Origin of the sequence: Paraliobacillus sp. PM-2 (assembly GCF_001368815.1) — a bacterium.
Lineage (GTDB): Bacteria > Bacillota > Bacilli > Bacillales > Amphibacillaceae > Paraliobacillus.
In genome coordinates this window covers 539,861-559,511 of record NZ_CTEI01000001.1, presented here as the reverse complement: position 1 = coordinate 559,511, position 19,651 = coordinate 539,861, and the positions used below count along the sequence as shown (strand labels likewise).

At 37.3% G+C, this 19,651-nt stretch carries 18 protein-coding genes and 1 pseudogene; 2 read left to right on the top strand and 17 right to left on the bottom strand.

The genetic code is table 11. The features are described from left to right. Positions 1-894: 894 nt before the first annotated feature. The 10 genes and pseudogenes from lacD to BN1058_RS14585 all read right to left on the bottom strand — a co-directional run. A complete protein-coding gene (gene lacD / locus BN1058_RS02545) occupies positions 895-1,887 on the bottom strand; it encodes a tagatose-bisphosphate aldolase (RefSeq protein ID WP_090852416.1) in 993 nt (330 codons plus the stop codon). A gap of 326 nt (positions 1,888-2,213) precedes the next feature. Beyond that, positions 2,214-3,068 carry a PTS system mannose/fructose/sorbose family transporter subunit IID gene (locus BN1058_RS02540; protein ID WP_090852411.1) on the bottom strand — a complete coding sequence of 285 codons (855 nt, stop codon included), beginning with the start codon at positions 3,066-3,068 and terminating at the stop codon, positions 2,214-2,216. Beyond that, on the bottom strand, positions 3,058-3,843 hold the full coding sequence (agaW, locus tag BN1058_RS02535; protein WP_090852409.1) for a PTS N-acetylgalactosamine transporter subunit IIC: 786 nt from the start codon (positions 3,841-3,843) through the stop codon (positions 3,058-3,060). Before agaW ends, BN1058_RS02540 begins: the two co-directional genes overlap by 11 nt. A 51-nt stretch (positions 3,844-3,894) precedes the next feature. Then, positions 3,895-4,374, bottom strand: a complete 480-nt coding sequence (gene agaV / locus BN1058_RS02530; protein WP_090852406.1) for a PTS N-acetylgalactosamine transporter subunit IIB — start codon at positions 4,372-4,374, stop codon at positions 3,895-3,897. A gap of 53 nt (positions 4,375-4,427) precedes the next feature. Further along, positions 4,428-5,597, bottom strand: a complete 1,170-nt coding sequence (locus BN1058_RS02525) for an SIS domain-containing protein (protein WP_090852403.1) — start codon at positions 5,595-5,597, stop codon at positions 4,428-4,430. Positions 5,598-5,610: 13 nt separating this feature from the next. After that, a complete protein-coding gene (gene agaF, locus BN1058_RS02520) occupies positions 5,611-6,033 on the bottom strand; it encodes a PTS galactosamine/N-acetylgalactosamine transporter subunit IIA (protein ID WP_090855910.1) in 423 nt (140 codons plus the stop codon). Positions 6,034-6,052: 19 nt separating this feature from the next. Next, positions 6,053-6,778, bottom strand: a complete 726-nt coding sequence (locus tag BN1058_RS02515; RefSeq protein WP_090852400.1) for a GntR family transcriptional regulator — start codon at positions 6,776-6,778, stop codon at positions 6,053-6,055. 285 nt (positions 6,779-7,063) lie between these two features. Next, positions 7,064-7,243: a hypothetical protein gene (locus BN1058_RS14140; protein ID WP_141652102.1), complete on the bottom strand. Its 180-nt coding sequence runs from the start codon at positions 7,241-7,243 to the stop codon at positions 7,064-7,066. 171 nt (positions 7,244-7,414) lie between these two features. Next, the gene (locus BN1058_RS02510) at positions 7,415-8,545 is read right to left on the bottom strand and encodes a Fic family protein (protein ID WP_090852397.1); all 1,131 of its coding nucleotides are present in this window, start codon (positions 8,543-8,545) and stop codon (positions 7,415-7,417) included. A gap of 175 nt (positions 8,546-8,720) precedes the next feature. Further along, a pseudogene (locus BN1058_RS14585) lies at positions 8,721-9,809 on the bottom strand (sulfatase-like hydrolase/transferase); the annotation flags it as partial. A gap of 221 nt (positions 9,810-10,030) precedes the next feature. Here BN1058_RS14585 and BN1058_RS02500 point away from each other — a divergent pair. Then, positions 10,031-10,213, top strand: coding sequence for a hypothetical protein (locus BN1058_RS02500; RefSeq protein WP_090852391.1), 183 nt, complete (start codon positions 10,031-10,033; stop codon positions 10,211-10,213). A gap of 213 nt (positions 10,214-10,426) precedes the next feature. Here the strand turns inward: BN1058_RS02500 and BN1058_RS02495 are convergent, their stop codons facing one another. The 7 genes from BN1058_RS02495 to BN1058_RS02465 all read right to left on the bottom strand — a co-directional run bounded on the left by BN1058_RS02495 (position 10,427) and on the right by BN1058_RS02465 (position 17,386). Then, a complete protein-coding gene (locus BN1058_RS02495; protein WP_090852390.1) occupies positions 10,427-11,206 on the bottom strand; it encodes an IclR family transcriptional regulator in 780 nt (259 codons plus the stop codon). Positions 11,207-11,291: 85 nt separating this feature from the next. Beyond that, positions 11,292-12,560 carry a M20 family metallopeptidase gene (locus BN1058_RS02490; RefSeq protein WP_090852388.1) on the bottom strand — a complete coding sequence of 423 codons (1,269 nt, stop codon included), beginning with the start codon at positions 12,558-12,560 and terminating at the stop codon, positions 11,292-11,294. Positions 12,561-12,576: 16 nt separating this feature from the next. Then, a complete protein-coding gene (locus BN1058_RS02485) occupies positions 12,577-13,512 on the bottom strand; it encodes a DUF1177 domain-containing protein (RefSeq protein WP_090852385.1) in 936 nt (311 codons plus the stop codon). Positions 13,513-13,528: 16 nt separating this feature from the next. After that, complete coding sequence (locus tag BN1058_RS02480) at positions 13,529-14,512, bottom strand: ABC transporter ATP-binding protein (RefSeq protein ID WP_255306959.1); 984 nt, start codon at positions 14,510-14,512, stop codon at positions 13,529-13,531. After that, entirely contained in the window at positions 14,478-15,509 is a 1,032-nt protein-coding gene (locus tag BN1058_RS02475; RefSeq protein WP_090852380.1) for an ABC transporter ATP-binding protein, read from the bottom strand. Before BN1058_RS02475 ends, BN1058_RS02480 begins: the two co-directional genes overlap by 35 nt. 15 nt (positions 15,510-15,524) lie before the next feature. After that, a complete protein-coding gene (locus BN1058_RS02470) occupies positions 15,525-16,418 on the bottom strand; it encodes an ABC transporter permease (RefSeq protein WP_090852377.1) in 894 nt (297 codons plus the stop codon). 2 nt (positions 16,419-16,420) lie between these two features. Continuing rightward, positions 16,421-17,386, bottom strand: coding sequence for an ABC transporter permease (locus BN1058_RS02465; RefSeq protein ID WP_090852375.1), 966 nt, complete (start codon positions 17,384-17,386; stop codon positions 16,421-16,423). Positions 17,387-17,627: 241 nt separating this feature from the next. Here BN1058_RS02465 and BN1058_RS02460 point away from each other — a divergent pair, with 241 nt between their 5' ends. Then, entirely contained in the window at positions 17,628-19,226 is a 1,599-nt protein-coding gene (locus tag BN1058_RS02460) for an ABC transporter substrate-binding protein (RefSeq protein WP_090852372.1), read from the top strand. The last annotated feature ends 425 nt before the right edge of the window (positions 19,227-19,651 follow it).

The window sequence follows — 19,651 nt, the reverse complement described above, 5'->3', positions numbered from 1 at the left end:
ACTTGTTGTCCTTCTCTTTCTGATTCTATTATCTTCTATTGCTCAGTTAGTATTCTATTATTCTTCTTGTCTATGAAAATGTTTACTAAGAAACTGAAGGTAAATACGCTATAGCAATTGGTATGTTGTCTATGTATACTGGGATGTTTAAGAAGAATGGCGATATATCATTCCTATATTGCCAATTAATATCCTTGCTGTTGTTAATAGAATAGAAAGCTTTCCTGTTGTAATGTGCTTACTACTTACTATAAAATCTTTGTGCATACATTCACATTTTTAAGATTGACGAAACAGCTTTGTCTTTGTTTTTCCTTCCCATTTTAAAGAACACATTTCAATTTTTTCTTTTTTTTAACCGAAATCTACCACCCTCCTCGCATATAGTTTAATTATAAAACGGTTTCATGTCAAACGATTATAGCAGTAATATTTTTTATTATTGGGTTCCTATTAAACTACTTCTCCCACTAAATAGTTCCTTGTTCTTACCATTGTTTACCTTTACCAAATTAAGGGGGTTTTGAGTCCTGATTCCAATGACAGTCCATTTCTTTAATAAAAGACAAATTCCAATTATAATTAGAATAAATTGTCTCAGCAAAGCAAAAAATGGTTTAATAAACAATACAAATAACGGAGGAATAATACGTGCGAAACGGTAGTATTTTCCTATAAAGGTGGTTTTGTATTGGGTCGAACACTAGAAGTAGGTATAGAGCTGGATAATACGGTAGCGTTTGTACCAAGAAATAAAGAGGCTTTTATCAAAACAATCGGTACGAAATCACTCGATGATTAAAAATGATGTAAGAATCAATAAGCCCAAACCTTTTAACAGGTCTGGGCTAATGTTCTGATTGGATTCGTTCTTACGAATATGTGGCATGTTTATTATCTTGTTACTTTATCATACCAAGATTTTGCTGTTTGATTGATTACTACATTTAACTCTTCTATGTTTGATCTTCCTGTATCTTTAAGCCATTGACGTGCGGTTTCTTCTCCTTCAGTCGCAAAAGGTGTGACACTATTTTTCCATGTAGCACGCCCACATAGTACACCATTAAATGTTGATCCAGCCTCGGCTGCAAAAGTTAACGTATCTTGAAACAATTGCGCACTAACTCCCGCACTTAAGAAGATAAAAGGCAAGTGTGTCGCTTGACTCTGTTCTTTAAAATAGTTTGCTGCTTCTTGTTTCGTATAAACCACTTCTGTTTCATCTGAAGCATACCCTTCAACATAATTCATGTTAACAGGTACTTCAACTTTCAAAACATCTACATTATATTGAGGCTTTGAGAATTCTTCCATCGCTTTGTTAACCTTATGTGGCTTAACTTTAGCAAATGCTTTTCCTTTTGCATCACTGTTTGTCGCATCATAGCTTACAATTTCTAAGAAGAAAGGAATATCCTCTGCCAGACATTCAGCACCGACACGCTCCATATATACATGCTTCAATTCATTGATTGCTTCATCTTCATCTACATCATAATACAATAAGAATTTAACGGCATCTGCTCCCGCTTCCTTTATACGTCTAACAGACCATTCTTCTAATAAATCAGGTAAACGACCAGGTTGTGTCGCATCATAACCTGTTTTTTCGTACGCTAACAACAAACCAGCATCTTGATCTCGAACCTTACTAGCTGGCAGCCCGTATTCAGGGTCTAACAGAATAGACGTCGCATATGGTGTTAATTCTTCTGAAATTAACTCTTTAAATCGAATGATGCCTTGATCATCCTCTTTCCCACTACCTTCACTGATCATTTTTTTCAATGAACCTCTTTGGTCAATTGCTAAAGCACCAATAACCCCTTTTTCATCTGATAAGCGTTTTAAAGCATTATATTTATTTTCTGATAATGTTAGCATGGTCAACAGCTCCTGTTTGTTAAATTTTTTCCACTTTAATCAAAACAAACTGATCGTCAAAGTGAATGATTATCATTGTGCCTATTGTTATTTTCTTCGTTATTCATCATCATATCAACGTTAAAAGCGACAATCTTTATTTTAGAAAGTCGCTTTAACGCTAAATAGATGCTGTACTAAAAATTGCATTCAAGAAAGCATTACATTTGTTTGTAAACCATTTAGATACATGATTGGTAAACTTTAAATGTTTTCTTCTTTATGTGTATACGATTAAAACCTATATAAGAAAGGGAGTCAAATCCTTTCTTATATAGATTTTTTTATTATAAGATTCCGATTAAACTACCTAGAAGCCCGACTACTACCGTAACACCTATTAGTGTTAATGGTGATCTTCCTTTTTTAAGTAACCAGAAACAGAAGATCGTGTACAATAGCGGAAGCAATGCTGGCATGATCGAATCTAACACTTCTTCTTGAATGTTAACTGGAATTTCCCCAGCTTGTATCGTCCAATCAAGTTTGAAGTTTACATAAGAAGCAATTAACGCACCTACAACAGCTATACCGACAATGGAAGCGGCACGAGAGATTTTTTGTGTTCCCTCTTTAAGCATACTAATCGCATCGGTACCTTTCTTGTATCCATAATGCATTAAGAAAAATCGCAAACCAAAGTGTACGGCGTTAAAAGCGAGTAAAAATAATATAGGACCCATTATATTTCCTTCAGAGGCGAGCGAGGCGGCTATACCACCAGTTATCGGAAGGAGTGTCAACCAGAATAAAGCGTCACCGATACCACCTAAAGGACCCATTAATGCTACTTTAATACCACGAATCGCACTTCTATTCTCTTTTCCTTCTTCCATTGCTAGAATGATAGATTGAACAAAAGTAATAAGAAACGGATGCGTATTAAAGAATTGCATATGATCTAGCATCGCAACTTTAAGATCATCTTTGTCTTTATGAATTTTTTTCAAACCTGGTAAGATACTGTATAACCAGCCACCAGCTTGCATTCTTTCATAGTTAAAAGAAGCTTGTAAAAATAGAGAACGCCAGACCATCTTATTTAAATCTTTCTTTGTAAGTACTTTTTCAGCAGTTGGATCATTGTAATCATCTCTTATATATTCTTCTTTGTTTATTAGCTCTTGTTCTTTAGATCCCATCAGAATAATCCTCCTCATCTGCCGGCCCTTCATTAACCGTTTGTGCTTTAGGAGTTCCTCCACTAACGAAGAAATCATAAGCTGCAATAGCTACCGCAATTATTGCTACTGCTAAAATTGGTAGTTCCAAATAGGCTACCGCAACAAAACCAATGGCGAAAAATGGTGCGTAAGTCCACTTAAACATAATTTTCATTAACATTGCGAAACCAACAGCTGGCATAATACCACCAGCAACGGTAAGTCCGTTGATTAACCATTCTGGCATTAAACCAACAACATCTGCTGCCTTTTCTGCCCCAAAATAAATAGGTAAAAAGGAAACAATGAAGAAGAAAATAAATAGTAATATTGGTCCTAAATAGTTCAGTTTATCTATTGCTCTCGTATTCCCTTTTAATGCATAGGTATCCATTTTATGCATAATCGGAGAATAAGCAGTGAATAATAATGTAATAATAGCTTGTGCTGCTACCGCAAAAGGAACAGCAATACCTACAGCCGTTTCAGGTGATTCACCAACTAAAATCGCGAATGCAGTACCAATAACCCCACCTATAACTACGTTTGGCGGTTGCGCACCTGCGAGCGGTACCATTCCTGCCCAAACCAATTCTAATGTAGCACCTGCAATCAGACCTGTTTGTAAGTCACCAAGTATCAAACCTATAACAGCACCTGCGACAATTGGTCGATGTAAGTGCGTCAAACCGTTAAACTGATCAACCCCAGCAATACCTGCCCAAAGACCAATCAGTAATGCCTCCATTAACATGTTTCATCCTCCTCGCTTTTTAACCTTTTCACTAGCCGAATCTACGACTCATTAAATTTTTGACATTAAGTCGAATCCGCTTTCATTTGGAATACCTCTTACTTCCAGTTCAACACCTAGCTCATTTAACTTCTTAAATGTCTCAATGTCCTTTTCATCTAGTGAAACGGTTGGTGAAATTTGTTTCTTTCCTTCAGCAAAATGAATATTTCCTACATTAATTTCTTTTATAGGCACCCCTCCTTCCACTAGTCTTAAAGCATCCTGTGGAGTTCTCACCACCAAAAGAATTTTTTGGCGTGGAGCTGCTTTTTCAATGATACGAATCGTTTTTTCTATTGTGAAATAACGACTTTGTGCGGTGTCTGGAAGAACCATATCCATCAAATTTTGTTGAACATCATCCTCAGCAACCTCATCATTTGCCACAACTACTAGATTCGCACCTAGCGTGTTGGTCCATGTCATTCCTACTTGTCCATGTATTAAACGATTATCAATTCTTGTTAACAAAATGTTTGGTGTTCCCATTACAAATCACTCCTCTAAATTTATTTAATTGTTTTATTGCTATTTTGCTTTCATTATTTTTGATACTCATGAATCGTTACACCTTTAACAACCCGATTAACTGTACCAGTAGGTGATGGTGTGTCTGGTGTATTACCAACTTTCACTGAAGCTAATAAAGAAATCGTTTGTGCAAACATGACATACGGAAGTGCTAAATAAGCATCTGGTACATGCTGCGCTTTTTGTTTAAAAGTAAAGCAATCTCCTTGATCATTCGCTTCACCGACAACGGAAATCGCACAAATGCGTCTTGCCGTATCGTCTTGTCTTAATTCATTCAACATATCCATGTCGTATTTTCGTGTATAGCTGTTATTCGAAATGAAAACAAAGGCTACCGTATCTTCATTAACAAATGATTTTGGTCCATGACGGAATCCAAGGGAAGAATCAAAATTCGTTGCTGTTTTACCAGCAGTTAGTTCTAATACTTTTAATTGTGCTTCTCTAGTTAAGCCTTCCAAGCTTCCCGACCCTAAATAAATGATTCTATTAAACGGTGAGTCAATCATATCTTGAATTTCCGCTTCTCTTTTTACAACGCTTTCACCCATATCACTGATTAGGTCTACTAAACCTTGTTCTTCTCCATCGGTTAAAGAATCGAATACGAGTAAAGCAGTTAATGTCATACAAGTGAAGCTTCCTGTCATGGCAAAACCTTGATCATTTGATTTTTCTGGCATTAATAGTAAAAGATTTTTATCATCGCCTGCTACACTTCTTGCCAGCTTTCCATCCGCTGCACAAGTAATCGTTATTTGATAAAAATCGGTTACAATTTCTTTAGCTAATTCCACTGATGCTACACTTTCAGGGCTATTCCCACTTCTAGCAAACGATACTAATATAGTTGGTATATCTTCTTTTAAAAACTGATACGGATTAGATACTAACGTCGTTGTTGGAATACTAAGGAAGTCCCATTTATGCTCATTCCCTTTTTCCTTTAAATAAGGAAGAATCGTATCTCCGACATAAGCAGAAGTACCAGCACCAGTGAATATCACGCGAATTCTTTCATGTTTACTTTCAATCTCACTAAGATAGTTTTTAATGCTTTCTTTTTTTTCGGTATAACGTGCATAAGCTTCTTTCCATAAGTCTGGCTGCTGTTTAATTTCTGCTGTTGTGATCGAAGCACCCATTGATTTTAATTTCTCTTCAGATAAGTTATACATGTTAACCTCCTTATTAAATTCCATTTTCTTCGTCTGTCTCTTGTTTTTCCTTCGTTTTATACATTTGCAGACCAGATTGACCTGATTCGATCACTTTACTAGTAAATGCTTCTAATCCACTATTACGACTAAATACACCGTCTAAGATCGCAGGTAAATTTGTCCCAGCAATGACTTTAATGTTATTCTTTTCTGTCGATAGAATGACTGATTGATTGAATGGTGTTCCTCCTGGTATATCTGTAAATATAACCACGCCATCACCTTGTTCTACCTCTTCTACCGCATGATTTAATGCGCTTTTTAAACTCTCTACATTCATTCCTTCTTTGAAGTCAACCGCTTTCATTTCTTGTTGTTCACCTGCGATTAATTGTATAGATGAATAAATTCCTGAAGCAAATTGACCATGACCACTTATCACTATTCCTATCATAAGATGTCCCCACTTTCTTTTATCTTGAATGTCTAACTCTATATACAAACTCATCATTTTTCGCAACACTTACCGTGTATTCGATCATGATGTTTTGCTTATTATAAGATTTTCGTTGAATCCGTAAACACAGTGCGTCTGTCATCGTTTCTAGTAACTTGGATTCTTTATCTGTCATAATACTAGCAGCAAACTCTTCATCAGCAACTGCCACATCCTGTCGATAGTCCTCTCTAAAAACCTCATATAAAGGCTTTTTATATAACATTTCTATACTCAAGGATTTAAATAGATATTCAGGTATATAACTAACTTCAAACATCATCGGTACGTCATCTGCATATCTAATTCTTTCCATGCGGTAGGCTAATTCCCCTTCTCTTACCCCTAATACCTGGGCAATATGTCTATATAAGGGTACTTCTTCAAATGCAACTACCATTGTCTTTGGTTCTTTGTTTAACTGACGCATGTAATCTGTAAAACTATAACTTTCTAATAAATTCTTTCTATCTCTAATACCCTCTGATACAAATGTTCCTTTTCCATGTTGCTTGTAAATGTACCCTAAATTCTCTAATTCACCTAGAGCCAATCTTACAGTCGTCCTACTTAAATCATATCTTTCACATATTTCTCTTTCTGACATCATCTTACTATTTGGCTCTAAATTTTCTGTGATCTCATTAATAAGCAGATCAACAAGTTGACTATACAAAGGAACAGAGCTATTTTTATCAACCATACCTTTTCACCTTCAAACTTGTCATTATAGGTTGTAACATGTTATAACCAGTTAATACAAATAGAATTTTAAAGCGTTTTCAACAGTTTGTCAATACTTGTCGAAAAAAATTTATCATTTTTTTAAAAATAGTAATTTGGATTAAAATTCAAATAAAAAACGCTATATGCAGCTGTGATGGATTTCAAAAGAACATGCCACTTACCCTTTCCGTCCCGGGTAATAATTGGGCAGTAACAATTGCCAAGCACCTTAAGCATTTCAGCTTCATCTTTTATAGTTTCGTTATTTATTGAATCCATCGTGTAATGGAGCAATTAAGCTTCTTTCAGGAATATCAACAGATTTTTCAAAAGTAAACGTATATGTCTGCTCATCACCTGTTTGAGAGGTAATTACTATCATAGATGTTGTTCTATCACCTATTATTTCTTGTGTGAATGCTTTGCCTGATATAAACGACAAAACCCACTAAGTAGCTGTATTAAAAACGATACGCTAAACTCAGTGGGTTATTTCACCTTTTCTATTCACTATTACTTCTTACGAGGTTTTCCTTTCTTCCTCAACCGCCATGCCATCTTTTTAATCCCAGTAGTTATCAGCTGCAAACTATGCGGTGACAGAATCCTCATTTTAATCCCTCAATATTCTCATCAAGTCATAATTGCGGTACTTTTTATTTCGTCTCACTTCTGAATCCGTAAATAATAACTTCTTTTCGACCAAAGAATGTAAAGCTTTTCTAGCGGTATTAGCAGAAATATCAAGTTTTTCAGAAACCTTTTTAGCATTGGTAAATGGATCAGAAAATGTATACAACCAAACCTTTCTTTCTGAGCTCAATTCACAAAGTGATAACCCTTTCTTAGCTAAGGTTTCAGCATGCTCCAGCTTTCTATTAATTCGTTCAGCCATTCTATTACAAGCATTAATAAAAAATAAAATCCAGTCTCCCCATTTAGGTACGTCTCCTCTCACTCCATTTAACATATCATAATATCTTGCACGTTCTTTCTCCAATTCTTCACTTACAAAAAAGATCGGTTGGGTAATAACCTTTGATTCCATCAAAGATAGCACAATCAAAATGCGACCAAGACGACCGTTTCCGTCTAAGAATGGATGGATGGATTCAAACTGAGCGTGCATAATTGCTGTCTTTATAAATGGATTCGCATCTTCATTAAATATATACCCTTTTTCGGTTATATGACTGGTAGATAATTTTTCATTATACGGATGATGATTAATAAAATACTCCAAATTCTCCATGAACTCATCAATCTTTTCTGCTGAAACAGGAATATATGTTGCATCCTCTATTCGATTAGTTGGTCCTATAAAGTTTTGAACTTTTCTGTATGCTCCAGAAGATTGCGTTGAACCCCGCGCATCTTGCATCAGAATTTCATGTAATTCCTTTATCAATCTAGAAGATATCGGATAACCATTTCTAATTCGCTCATATCCTTCTTGAAGAGCACGTTGATAATTATCGACCTCTTTAATTTCCCAACGTGGTTTATGATCATTTTGTTCTTCCACCATATCCGTAAAGGTAACCTGCGTGCCTTCAATTCTTGTTGATTCAACCGATTCACTCAATGATAAGATTTGAACAAGGGCTTCACTTACAATGGAGTGATTAAATTTTTCCTCAAGTCGGCCTATTTTATGATTTACTTGTGATAAGATCTCTAATATTTGTAAAGCTTCGTCTATTTTTACACTGATTGGAAGTTTAGATATACCTCTCTTTACCAATTTAACACCTTCTACCCTTTTTTTTTATCTAATTATACATTATAAGCATATTTAACTCAAAATATAAAATAAATTTAGTTAATTTAGCGTCAAAGGGTTATGAAGCCTATTAAACTTCGATTTGTCGAAGTTTTTAGTGTCCGAAAAATTGGGGATTGACCACATGCACCACTACTTACTCTTTCCAGTGATCCTCAAAAATTTCTTGCTTTGTAGCTCTTCGTTGGCCGGATTCACGTGGTGGGGCATTATGAATCACTGGATATTCACCCTCGATATTTTCAATATATTTAAGCATCCTATCCTTTAATTGATCAGCAATCGAACGATAAGCATTTATTCCTACTAAATTTGTTAATTCATATGGATCGGCATGTAGATCGTATAAATACAATTCTTCATATGTGTCTGAACTCGGTGCTTCTGTACCATCTTTATCTTTAGCATAAACTGCATATTTCCAACGATCCGTTCGTATTGCGCGTCCAATCTGCGACTCACTAATTTGAACAAAAATATCTTCTGGCCATTCTTTCTCTTTCCTTTGTACAAGCGGCACGATTGAATTTCCTTCCATTTCTTTAGGAACTGCAATCCCACAGGCATCAAGTAATGTTGGAGGTAAATCTACTAAACTAACTAATTTATCAATCGTCCCACCACCATGAAAGATGGAACCGTAAAATGCAGTAGGTACACGGATCGAACTATCATGTGGCGATCTTTTATATTCTCCATTTCTAGTTTTAAAATGGTTCCCGTGGTCAGAGGTGAAAAGTACGATAGTATTTTTATCAAGATGCAAACTTTCAAGTGTATCCATAATTCTTCCAAGCGCATCATCCAAACGCTTCACCATGCCATAGTATCCTGGAAGATGTTGAGGTGCAGTACCATCTAATGATTCTAAATCAGGCGGTGTCCAACTGCCGACAAATTTATCCCTATATATATTTGGAGCTGGATAATTATCTGTATGATTTTGATGATGTGGCTCTAAAAACGATAAAAACATAAAAAACTGATTTTCCTTATTCTTATCAATATATCTAATTGCGGCATCTGTCATTGCATCTACGCGATAACCAGGGAGTTTTACTTCTTCATTTTCGTTATTAAAAAGTACTGTATCATATGCATCTGATGAGAATTCAAGTAGCTCAGATCCAAGCCAATAATCATATCCACCACGATTCGGTTCTGTTACAGGTTCTTCTCCAGCAAGGTGCCATTTACCAATATATCCTGTTTGGTAACCCGAATCTTTAAATAATGTGCAAGTATCTTTTTTTCCTTGAAAAGTTAATTAATTTATATTTAATTCATTTGATGAAATGCTGATAGTGCTAGCACTTATATAAATATACAACTTTGATTGATACATGCGGTGGGGAGTATGCATCAATCAAAACTCGGGTGGTGACAGGGAAACCTAATCATCATGATATAATTAATACATCATAATAAAGTGAGGAGATGTTTTTTATGCCTGAAATTCGTCCGATAAAGGATGTAAGAAATACAACAGAAATCTATGAGAAGTCTTTGGCTAAGTTGGAGTTATATCAAAAGCTAAATGAAGCAGAAGGGCAAATTAAAAATGGGGAAGAACTTCTAGATGGAGAACAGGTCTTTAGGGATCTAAATAAGAAACATGGAAGAAAATAAATATTCAATAAAAATCACACCAAAAGCAGCTGAAGATTTAAATGAAATTTATAGCTATATCTCGACTGATCTTTACAATCAAGGTGCCGCTGACAACCTTATGGAAATGTTTGAAACAAGTATCAATGTTAATAGCATTCACCACCCCCGCCAGCACCCATTCGACAAAACTCGGGTGATGACAGGTACCGACCTCCAGCACCTGCCAAAATATCACCTATTCATACACTGCTCATTGGACAAAAGCTGGGTGGTGACAGGTACCGAAGCATGTAATTCCTCTCTGGCCTGGGTTAATTCTTTAATAAATACTTCTATGTCTTCCGCTTGAATCCGATATTTCGGTCCTGATATCGTGATGGAGCCAATTACCGTCTCTTTATGAAAAATGGGAATGGCAACGGCTATAACATCTTCTGTATATTCTCCTTCACTCACCGCATATCCTTGTTGTTTAATTTTCATCAAATCTTCTTGAATCATTTGCGGGTCGACCATAGTTTTATCGGTATATTTCGTAATTGCTTTCGTTAAATAGTTATCGATAAATGTTGGCGACATATAGGCTAATATCGAACGATACGAGGCACCGGCATGCAAGGGGGTTCGACTTCCAACGGATACAGAGAAACGGACCGTTGTACTTGCTTCTACCGCCGCAAATGTTAGTCCTTCTTCCCCATCAAGGACCGTTAAAAAGGCTGATTCATTGGTGTTTTCACTTAATTTTTCTAAAATGGGTTGAACCAATTCATTTATATGAAAGTTGTTTGCTACGGTATTTCCTAATTCCCAAATGGCAATACCTAAAGCATATTTTTTCGTTTCCGTGTCTTTAGTCAAAAAATCATGACCCTCGAGTGTTTCTAAAATCCGATAAATTTTTGTATGATTTTGATTGAGTGCTGTTGCTAATTCTCTTCCTCCCCATGTTGGCTTGTCTTTGGTAAACATTTTTAAGACTTCCAAAGAGAGGCTTAAGGTTTTTAACATCCGTTGTATTACCCCCTTCTTCCCAATTAATGGTGCATCTATTAATAAATACTAATCGATGCACCATTAAAAATCAATTCATCTATTACTCATATAAATAATCAACAACTGCTGCAATGTACACCTTACAACACGTGATAATGTCTTCTACTTTTACCTTCTCGTTATACCCATGGATACTTGGTAAATAAGCTGGACCATATTGAAGTACGGGAATGTTATGCTGTCTGAAGTGTCTTGCATCACTACTAGCCCATTGTGACACACCATATGCTTCATGACCGGTTACATACGTAATATTATCCACAATTGCTTCACAGACAGGATCTGCTGCACTGGTGTAGTTTGCATCACTACGGAAACCAAATCGGCTGATTTCATAATCAATGCCTAATGCATCTAGCTTCTTATGTAGCAATGCGGTGACTTCATCTTGTGTAATACCAAATGGAAGTCTACAATCCACTTCGACTTCACAGTTTTCAGGAATCATATTCGACTTGGTGCCACCTTCAATTTTCCCAATATTAACGGTGATATGATCCATCACAGGTTGGAACCGCTCACGATCTGTTTCTACTTCACGCAAATATTTCTTCGATTTTTCGATTAGAGGCTTCACCTCATCAGGAATTTCTATTTCTACATCCCATAAGGTACGAACCTGATTAATGGCTTCCATCATATTAATAATCGCATTATTACCAGCTAATGGTGATAAACTACCATGCCCAGGTTCTCCGAATACTTTCAGTTTAAACCAATAAGACCCCTTTTGGGCAATCGTTGGGTTAAAACGTGAAGAAGGTTCTGGAATTAAACAGCCATCTCCACCAATAAGCTTCCGATCTAGCAACCATGGAACACCATACGCTCCGCCCGTTTCTTCATCTGGTACAACAGCTAACGTCAACTGCCCTGGTAACGCAATGTTTAATTTTTTTAACAGTGCAAATGTAAACATGATGCCGCCTAAGCCGGCTTTCATATCACTTGCCCCTCTACCAAGCAACCAGCCATCAACCATTTCACCTGAGGTAGGATTGAATTCCCATTTAGAAAGATCTCCTGTCGGCACAACATCCGAATGGCCACAATATACTAAATGTTTGCCACCTTCCTCGTTGCCAATCGTTGAAATCAAATTATACATTTTATCGGTCGCTTCATACCATGTTGTATCCGCGCCTGCGTCTTTTAAAAAGGTATCAATAAATGTGGTGATTTCGGTTGAATCTCCTGGTGGATTCTCACTTGGAATTTGAATCAATTGACTACACAACGCTAGCAATTCGTCTTTGCGATCTTCTACCTCTTGAATTAACCGATCTTTTAGTGCTTGCTTATTTGTCATACCATGAACACCGTCCTTACTTTTCTAGTTTTTGCAAGTGTGTTAACTTACCGTAAAGTGCCTCGAGATGTGCGAATTCTTTTTTATCATAAAAGTCACATTTTGATTGGCCAAACAGTTTCGCTACTTCAATACAGTAACGTACCGCTTCTTCAATGTCTGTCACTCGACTTGCTCCTGTCCCACATCCGGCAACTGCTGTTTCCGTTGTAACTGCAACCCCTACAACTGGTTTATCCGTTGCAACAGAAGGCTGTAAAATACTGTTCACATGATAGACATCATTCCCATAAGGCGTAATATCTTGGGTTGTAATTGGCATCGTCACTGGCAACTTACCAACGGATTGTGTATACACATGTAGCAAATCATCACTCACTTTTAGAATATAGCCCTCTTTAACAGTTGGTGTAATCGCAAACCCGCGGTGGTTAATAATTTGATTGCCTTTTGTCGTATCAATCGATAGAATGGCATCCATCTCATCAACCACTTCATAATCGTTCATTGTCAAAATATCTACCGGTGAATTCATAAAAGGTACTGGTTCATGTGGTTGGGTAGGGGCATCTGGACAAATATGTGTAGTCAAAATCACATCACCATCTAATCGATCCCCTTTATTGGTCATATCCAACAATTTCGCTGCAGCTGACATACTAGCTAGTGCACCATCTCCATCCGAAACATATCCGATCATTTCAGGACGAGCGCCAATTCCACCTAAACGGCCGATAATCCCTAATGTTGGTGCATCTCCTCCATTAGACTTACCTTGTTTCCCCGGAATGACGACTTTCACAAAATCAGTTTTCCCGTTGTTTCCTTCAATGGTTTGTACCTGAATTTCGCCATTAGCACTGATTTTTCTTAAATAGTTCTTCACTTTTTCTCCTGTTACAGCTAGATCATCCATTACATCATACATTTCAATGACGTGTTTTAATGACATGTTCGTTCCTCCATCCTTATTTCTGAATTAAATGACAAGATGCTTGATGTGTATTAGCGGTCGTCACCACGTTTGGCTCCTGCTTGCTACAAATATCAATTGCTACTGGGCACCGCTCATGGAAACTACAACCAGATGGCGGATTTAACGGACTAGGTACCGTCCCTTTTAAAATAATCCGTTCTTTATCATCAAACGGGCTTTCTTTTGGAATTGCTGAAAATAGTGCCTTGGTATAAGGATGTTTCGGATTCGAATAGATTTGTTCATACGTGCCAATTTCGACAATTTTCCCTAAATACATCACCGCAATGCGATCACACGTGTAACGTACTACATTTAAATCGTGCGAGATAAAGATATAGGTTAATTGAAATTCAGCTTGTAATTGTTTTAATAGATTAATCACTTGCGCTTGGACAGATACATCTAAAGCAGATACTGGTTCATCACATATAACCAGTTCTGGATTGATCGTTAGCGCTCTTGCAATATTAATCCGTTGTCTTTGTCCACCTGAAAATTCGTGCGGATACCGGTCGGCAAACCGTTTGTTAAGCCCAACAATTTCAAGTAATTCCTCCACGCGCTTCTTCCGGCTTGCTTTATCCCCTACATTATGAATAACAAGCGGCTCAGCAATCAACTCCCCAACACTAATCCGTGGATCAAGCGAAGCATAGGGATCTTGGAAAATCATTTGAATTTTCTTTCGTGTTTCGCGTAACGTTTCTTTATTCATAGTGACAAGATCATCACCTTTAAAATGGACGATTCCACTAGTTGGTGTAATTAATTGGTTAACCAGACGGGCCATGGTCGATTTCCCACAACCCGATTCACCAACAACCCCTAACGTTTCACCAGGATAGACGTTGAAATTCACCCCATCTACCGCTTTCACACTTTGGGTAGACTTTTTAAATGGGATCGTACTCGCTACTGGAAAATGTTTTTTCAGATCTTTAACTTCTAGAAGTGCTTCCATCGACGTAGGCATCCTCCCTTCGCTCCAATTGCTGTTCTGTTGTTTGGAAGTGACAAGCAACGGCATGTCCTTGATATGGTTCAGCTAGTTCTGGTGTAGTTTCATAACAGATCGCTTGCGCATATGGACACCGATCAGCAAACGGACAACCTTTTATTTCATAACTTAAATCTGGTGGACTACCAGGAATAGCTGACAAGGCTTCTGTACTCTCTTGTGATTCCGTAATTTGTGAATCTAGTAACCCCCATGTATACGGATGTAATGGGTTTTGATAGATAGCCTTCACTTCACCTGATTCAACCACTCTGCCAGCATACATCACGATCATTTTGTCACACGTTTCCCAAACAACTCCTAAATCATGGGTGATCATGATAATCGACATCTGTAAACGAGCTTGCAAATCTTTCATTAAATTCAAGATTTGTGCCTGTACTGTCACATCCAATGCTGTGGTTGGCTCATCAGCAATTAATAGCTCTGGATTACAAGATAGTGCAATTGCAATCATCACCCGTTGTCGCATCCCTCCAGAAAATTCATGCGGATACATGTTCATTCTTTTTTCCGGAGCAGGAATGCCTACTAATTCAAGCATTTCAATTGCTTTTTTCTTTGCTTCTTTTTTTGATACGTTTTGATGGGTTCGGATCGATTCCATCAACTGATTTCCTACTTTAAACACAGGATTTAGACTAGTAGAAGGATCTTGAAAAATCATGGAAATTTCATTACCACGAACTTTCCTAATATCATTGTTAGACATTTCTAATAGATTATTTCCCTTGAAATATATGTCACCACCTGTTATTTTTCCCGGTGGATTAGGAATGAGGCGAAGGATGGACGTAGCTGTTACACTTTTACCAGAACCAGATTCCCCTACAATTCCGATACTTTCATTTGCATCTAAATCAAAACTCACGCCATTTACCGCTTTGTTCGTGATCGAGCCTGATTTAAATTCCACTTGTAAGTCTTTTACACGTAGTAATTGTTGTGACATACGTTCACCTCCATCCTATAATTTCATCTTCGGATCAAGTGCATCTCTTAACCCATCACCAAATAAGTTAATACCTAAAACTGTAATCAATATCGCTAATCCGGAAAAGGTTGCAAGCTCTGGGCTTAGTACGAGAAAGTCTTTTCCTTCTTGCAACATACTCCCCCAAGAAGCTGTCGGTGGTTGCACCCCTAATCCTAAAAAGCTTAATGACGCTTCGGAGATAATCGCTCCTGCTATCCCCATCGTTGCATAAACAATTAATGGGGCAATACTGTTTGGTACAATATGTTTAAAGATAATTCTTCCGTGTTTCGCACCTAAAGAACGTGTGACCTCGATATACTCCGCTTCTTTCACATTTAACACCTGGCCTCTAACAACCCTCGAAAAACCAGGAATGTTCGATACGCCAATTGCAATAATCACGTTGACTAACCCTTGTCCTAAAACAGTCATCAATGTAATAGCTAGTAAGATGAAAGGAAATGCCATCATGCCATCCATAAATCTCATAATGATTGCATCGATCTTGCCACCAAAATAACCAGCAACTAATCCGAGCAATGAACCGAAAACAGCACCAAATACAACGGCAGCGATTCCGACAATTAACGATATTCTCGAACCATAAACAATCCGACTAAAGATATCACGCCCATAGCTATCTGTTCCTAAAAGATGTCCTTTTTGTCCTGGACCTAACAACGTTTTTGTTACATCCATATCATTGGGTGCATGTGTTGCAATCACAGGCGCAAGTATCGCTGTTACAATGAGTAGTAAAATAACGAATAAACCTAATGCTGCAAAACGATTGCGTAACAATTTGCGACGAAAAGATTGTTCTTTTTTCGCTTTTTGATATTGAAGTTCTCTAGCTTGTTCGACCTGTTCCATCGACATCATTCTTATTTTCCACCTCCATTATTGGAGTCTAGATTCACTTTTGGATTAACCACTTTGTATAAAATATCAACGATTAAGTTAATAACGACATAGATCACCGCAACGAAGATAACCGTACTCTGCACGACAACAAAATCTCGTTTTTCAATCGCATCGATAATTAATAAACCCATCCCCGGCCAACTAAAAATCGTTTCCGTTAGCACAGCACCACCTAATAAGGCAGAGAATTGCAATCCCATGACCGTTATTAACGGTGTTAGCGCGTTTTTAAATGCATGTTTATTAATCACCATAAATTCCTTTAACCCTTTTGATCGTGCAGTTTTCACATAATCTTGTGAAATAGTTTCCAGCATACTAGACCGAATAATTCTAGCAAATTGAGAGGTTGGGATAGTCGCTAATGCAATACTTGGTAGAATGAGATGGCTGATAAAGTCCCAAAACCCGTCCTCAAGGGAACCCATACCTGTTGCAGGAAGCCAACCTAAATTCACACTAAAATAAAGCACAAGCATCACGCCTAACCAGAAGATTGGCATCGATACACCAATTAACGATAAAGTAGTAACGGAATAATCAATCAGTGTATTCTGCTTTCTAGCAGCAATAATCCCAGCAGGTACTCCCACAATCACTGCTAAGATCAACGCACTAACCGCTAATAGAATCGTATTAGGAAAACGTTCCATAATTAAGTCGACAATCGGCTGATTATAGGAGAGTGAATTTCCAAAATCTAAAGTGACTAAATTTAGTAAATAATCAAAAAATTGCTGATACATCGGATCGTTTAATCCTAATTTATCCGAATAAGCTGCTATATCTTCCGCACTAGCTTGTGGCCCTAGCATAACGGCAGCTGGATTACCTGGTAACATTCTAGTAATAAAAAATACAATAACCGCTACGATGAACAAGGTCGGTATTAATTGTATAATCCTTTTAAATAAAAAACCCCTCAACTAGATCCCTCCTTTGATTCAATATGTGAATCGTTGTATTAATATGTGAAATATCTGAATATTACCACCGTTTATATCGAATGTAAATAGCATTCTGTCAAAAACAACTGAATTTTTAGATTTTTATAAAATTTTAGTTAAATTGTATTTACAATTGTCACACTATTGTGGTAATTTATTTTGTATTCACTATCTGAATTTATGTATCATAATGTGAACCAATAGAAGAGGAGGGAATAGAATGCATAAAAATTGGAAAGCAGGACTTTTAACGATTGTTTTTGGAGTATTCACTTTATTCTTAGTAGCTTGCTCTTCAGGAGATGAAAATGAAGCAACTTCTCAACCTGAAGGAGAAAGCACAACTGGTGGTGGGGTATTACATATTGGTTTATCCTCTAATGCCGCAACATTAGATCCAACCCTTTTTACTGGGGCATATGAATCACAGATCATCCGATCGATTGCCGATACGTTAATGGTATATTCGAAAGATCTACAAAGCTTCACACCATCCTTAGCAACAGAATGGGAAGCAGCTGATGATATGATGTCATATACGTTCAAGTTAAGAGATGATGTTCATTTCCAACCAGGCGAATACCAAGATGGAAGGCTAATGACAGCAGAAGATGTAAAATATAGTTTAGAACGTTCTGCAGAGAATTCAGCACAAAATCGTTTAGCTGGTGTAGAAAGCGTGGAAGTTACGGGAGAGTTTGAAGTTGTGCTTCATTTGGAAGAACCAAATTCAGCAATACTAGCAATGCTAACCGATCCTGGTAATAGTATTATTCCAAAAGAAGAAGTAGAAGGCTGGGGAGATCAATTTGGTGCGCACTTAGTTGGGACAGGCCCATTCATGCTTGAGGATTGGCAGACTGACCAACAAGTAGAATTAGTAAAGCATGAAAACTATTGGGGAGAAGAACCGAACCTTGATGGTGTCACATTCAAATTTATTACAGAAGATGCCATGATGACAAATGCCTTACGCTCTGGTGATATTGATATTGCAACAAACATTAAAGGGCAAAATAGAGCAGTCATTGAACAAGATGGTAATCTTGAATTACGATCAACACCTGGACTTTCGATTACTTACCTTGATATGAACTACAAACAAGGACCAACAGCCGACCCTAAAGTAAGAGAAGCCATTACCAAAGCAACCAATATTGAAGAGATTGTTCAAGGGGTACATCAATGGGGTGGCGGTACGGTTGCCTACGGTCCATTACCAAAAGGCTCTTGGGGTTATGATGCGTCCTATGAATCAGTAAGACCGGCATATAACCCAGAAGAAGCGAAAGAAATTTTAGATCAAACAGAATATGCAGGTGGTTTTGAAATTGACCTGTACGTACTTGAATCACGTCAAAACTATGCAACCATCTTCCAAAATCAAATGAAAGAAAACCTAAATATTGATGTAAACATTAAAGTTTCTGAGTGGGGTACATTAACCGATACCATTTCAAAAAATAACGCGCCAATGAACATTGGTGGCTGGGCTTGGTATCCAGATCCATATTTCTTCCTGAACCCTCGCTTCCATTCGAATCAACAAGGATCGAACGGGAACGGAAAAGGTTATGAAAATGAAAAAGTGGATAAGCTCCTAGATAAGGCGCTTACCGAAACAGTAGACCAAGCAGAACGTAGCGCGTTATATAAAGAGGCAGTAACAGAAATTATGAACGACTACGCGACAATTGAATTTGATAATCTGGACATCTCAACAGGAATCAACCCGAAGGTAAAAGGATTCCACCTTTCTCCAGACAACTCGATTTCTATCGTAAGTCCAAACGGTATTAATGTTTCAATAGAAGAATAGAAACAGCAGTTTGAGAAGTAGGCATAGTCCTACTTCTCTTTTTATTATTGAACCTATATTGGGTGATCCTAGATGCTGAGAAGGCAATTTCAGGCATCAAAAATGATTTATTTCTCAGAGGAGAAAAAGTTGTCCATCTTATATATTCCCGTTTAGGTTATAAAAAGGATCAACAGCCAATACTCAAGTTATAGAAGCCATTACTAAAGCAACGAATATTGAAGAGATTGTGCAAGGCGTACACCAATGGGTTGCGCGGTACTGTTGCCTACGGTCTACTACCAAAAGGCTCTTGGTATAGGCTTTGTTAAAGTTTAATGTTGTTTTTATTTTTAAAAAGATAGAACCTCCAATAAATGGAGGTTCTGTTGGTTCTGGATTAATATCGTTTTTTTCAACAATCGCGCCCTTATATGGAATAAACC

Excerpts from the sequence above, each read along its gene's own strand:
- agaV (WP_090852406.1), bottom strand. The coding sequence starts at position 4,374 with ATGGGAACACCAAACATTTTGTTAACAAGAATTGATAATCGTTTAATA.
- BN1058_RS02470 (WP_090852377.1), bottom strand. The coding sequence starts at position 16,418 with ATGATGTCGATGGAACAGGTCGAACAAGCTAGAGAACTTCAATATCAA.
- BN1058_RS02495 (WP_090852390.1), bottom strand. The coding sequence starts at position 11,206 with ATGTTAAAAACCTTAAGCCTCTCTTTGGAAGTCTTAAAAATGTTTACC.
- BN1058_RS02515 (WP_090852400.1), bottom strand. The coding sequence starts at position 6,778 with ATGGTTGATAAAAATAGCTCTGTTCCTTTGTATAGTCAACTTGTTGAT.
- BN1058_RS02475 (WP_090852380.1), bottom strand. The coding sequence starts at position 15,509 with ATGTCACAACAATTACTACGTGTAAAAGACTTACAAGTGGAATTTAAA.
- agaF (WP_090855910.1), bottom strand. The coding sequence starts at position 6,033 with ATGATAGGAATAGTGATAAGTGGTCATGGTCAATTTGCTTCAGGAATT.
- BN1058_RS02525 (WP_090852403.1), bottom strand. The coding sequence starts at position 5,597 with ATGTATAACTTATCTGAAGAGAAATTAAAATCAATGGGTGCTTCGATC.
- BN1058_RS02460 (WP_090852372.1), top strand. The coding sequence starts at position 17,628 with ATGCATAAAAATTGGAAAGCAGGACTTTTAACGATTGTTTTTGGAGTA.
- agaW (WP_090852409.1), bottom strand. The coding sequence starts at position 3,843 with ATGTTAATGGAGGCATTACTGATTGGTCTTTGGGCAGGTATTGCTGGG.
- BN1058_RS02480 (WP_255306959.1), bottom strand. The coding sequence starts at position 14,512 with ATGCCTACGTCGATGGAAGCACTTCTAGAAGTTAAAGATCTGAAAAAA.
- lacD (WP_090852416.1), bottom strand. The coding sequence starts at position 1,887 with ATGCTAACATTATCAGAAAATAAATATAATGCTTTAAAACGCTTATCA.
- BN1058_RS02485 (WP_090852385.1), bottom strand. The coding sequence starts at position 13,512 with ATGTCATTAAAACACGTCATTGAAATGTATGATGTAATGGATGATCTA.
- BN1058_RS02540 (WP_090852411.1), bottom strand. The coding sequence starts at position 3,068 with ATGGGATCTAAAGAACAAGAGCTAATAAACAAAGAAGAATATATAAGA.
- BN1058_RS02500 (WP_090852391.1), top strand. The coding sequence starts at position 10,031 with ATGCCTGAAATTCGTCCGATAAAGGATGTAAGAAATACAACAGAAATC.
- BN1058_RS02490 (WP_090852388.1), bottom strand. The coding sequence starts at position 12,560 with ATGACAAATAAGCAAGCACTAAAAGATCGGTTAATTCAAGAGGTAGAA.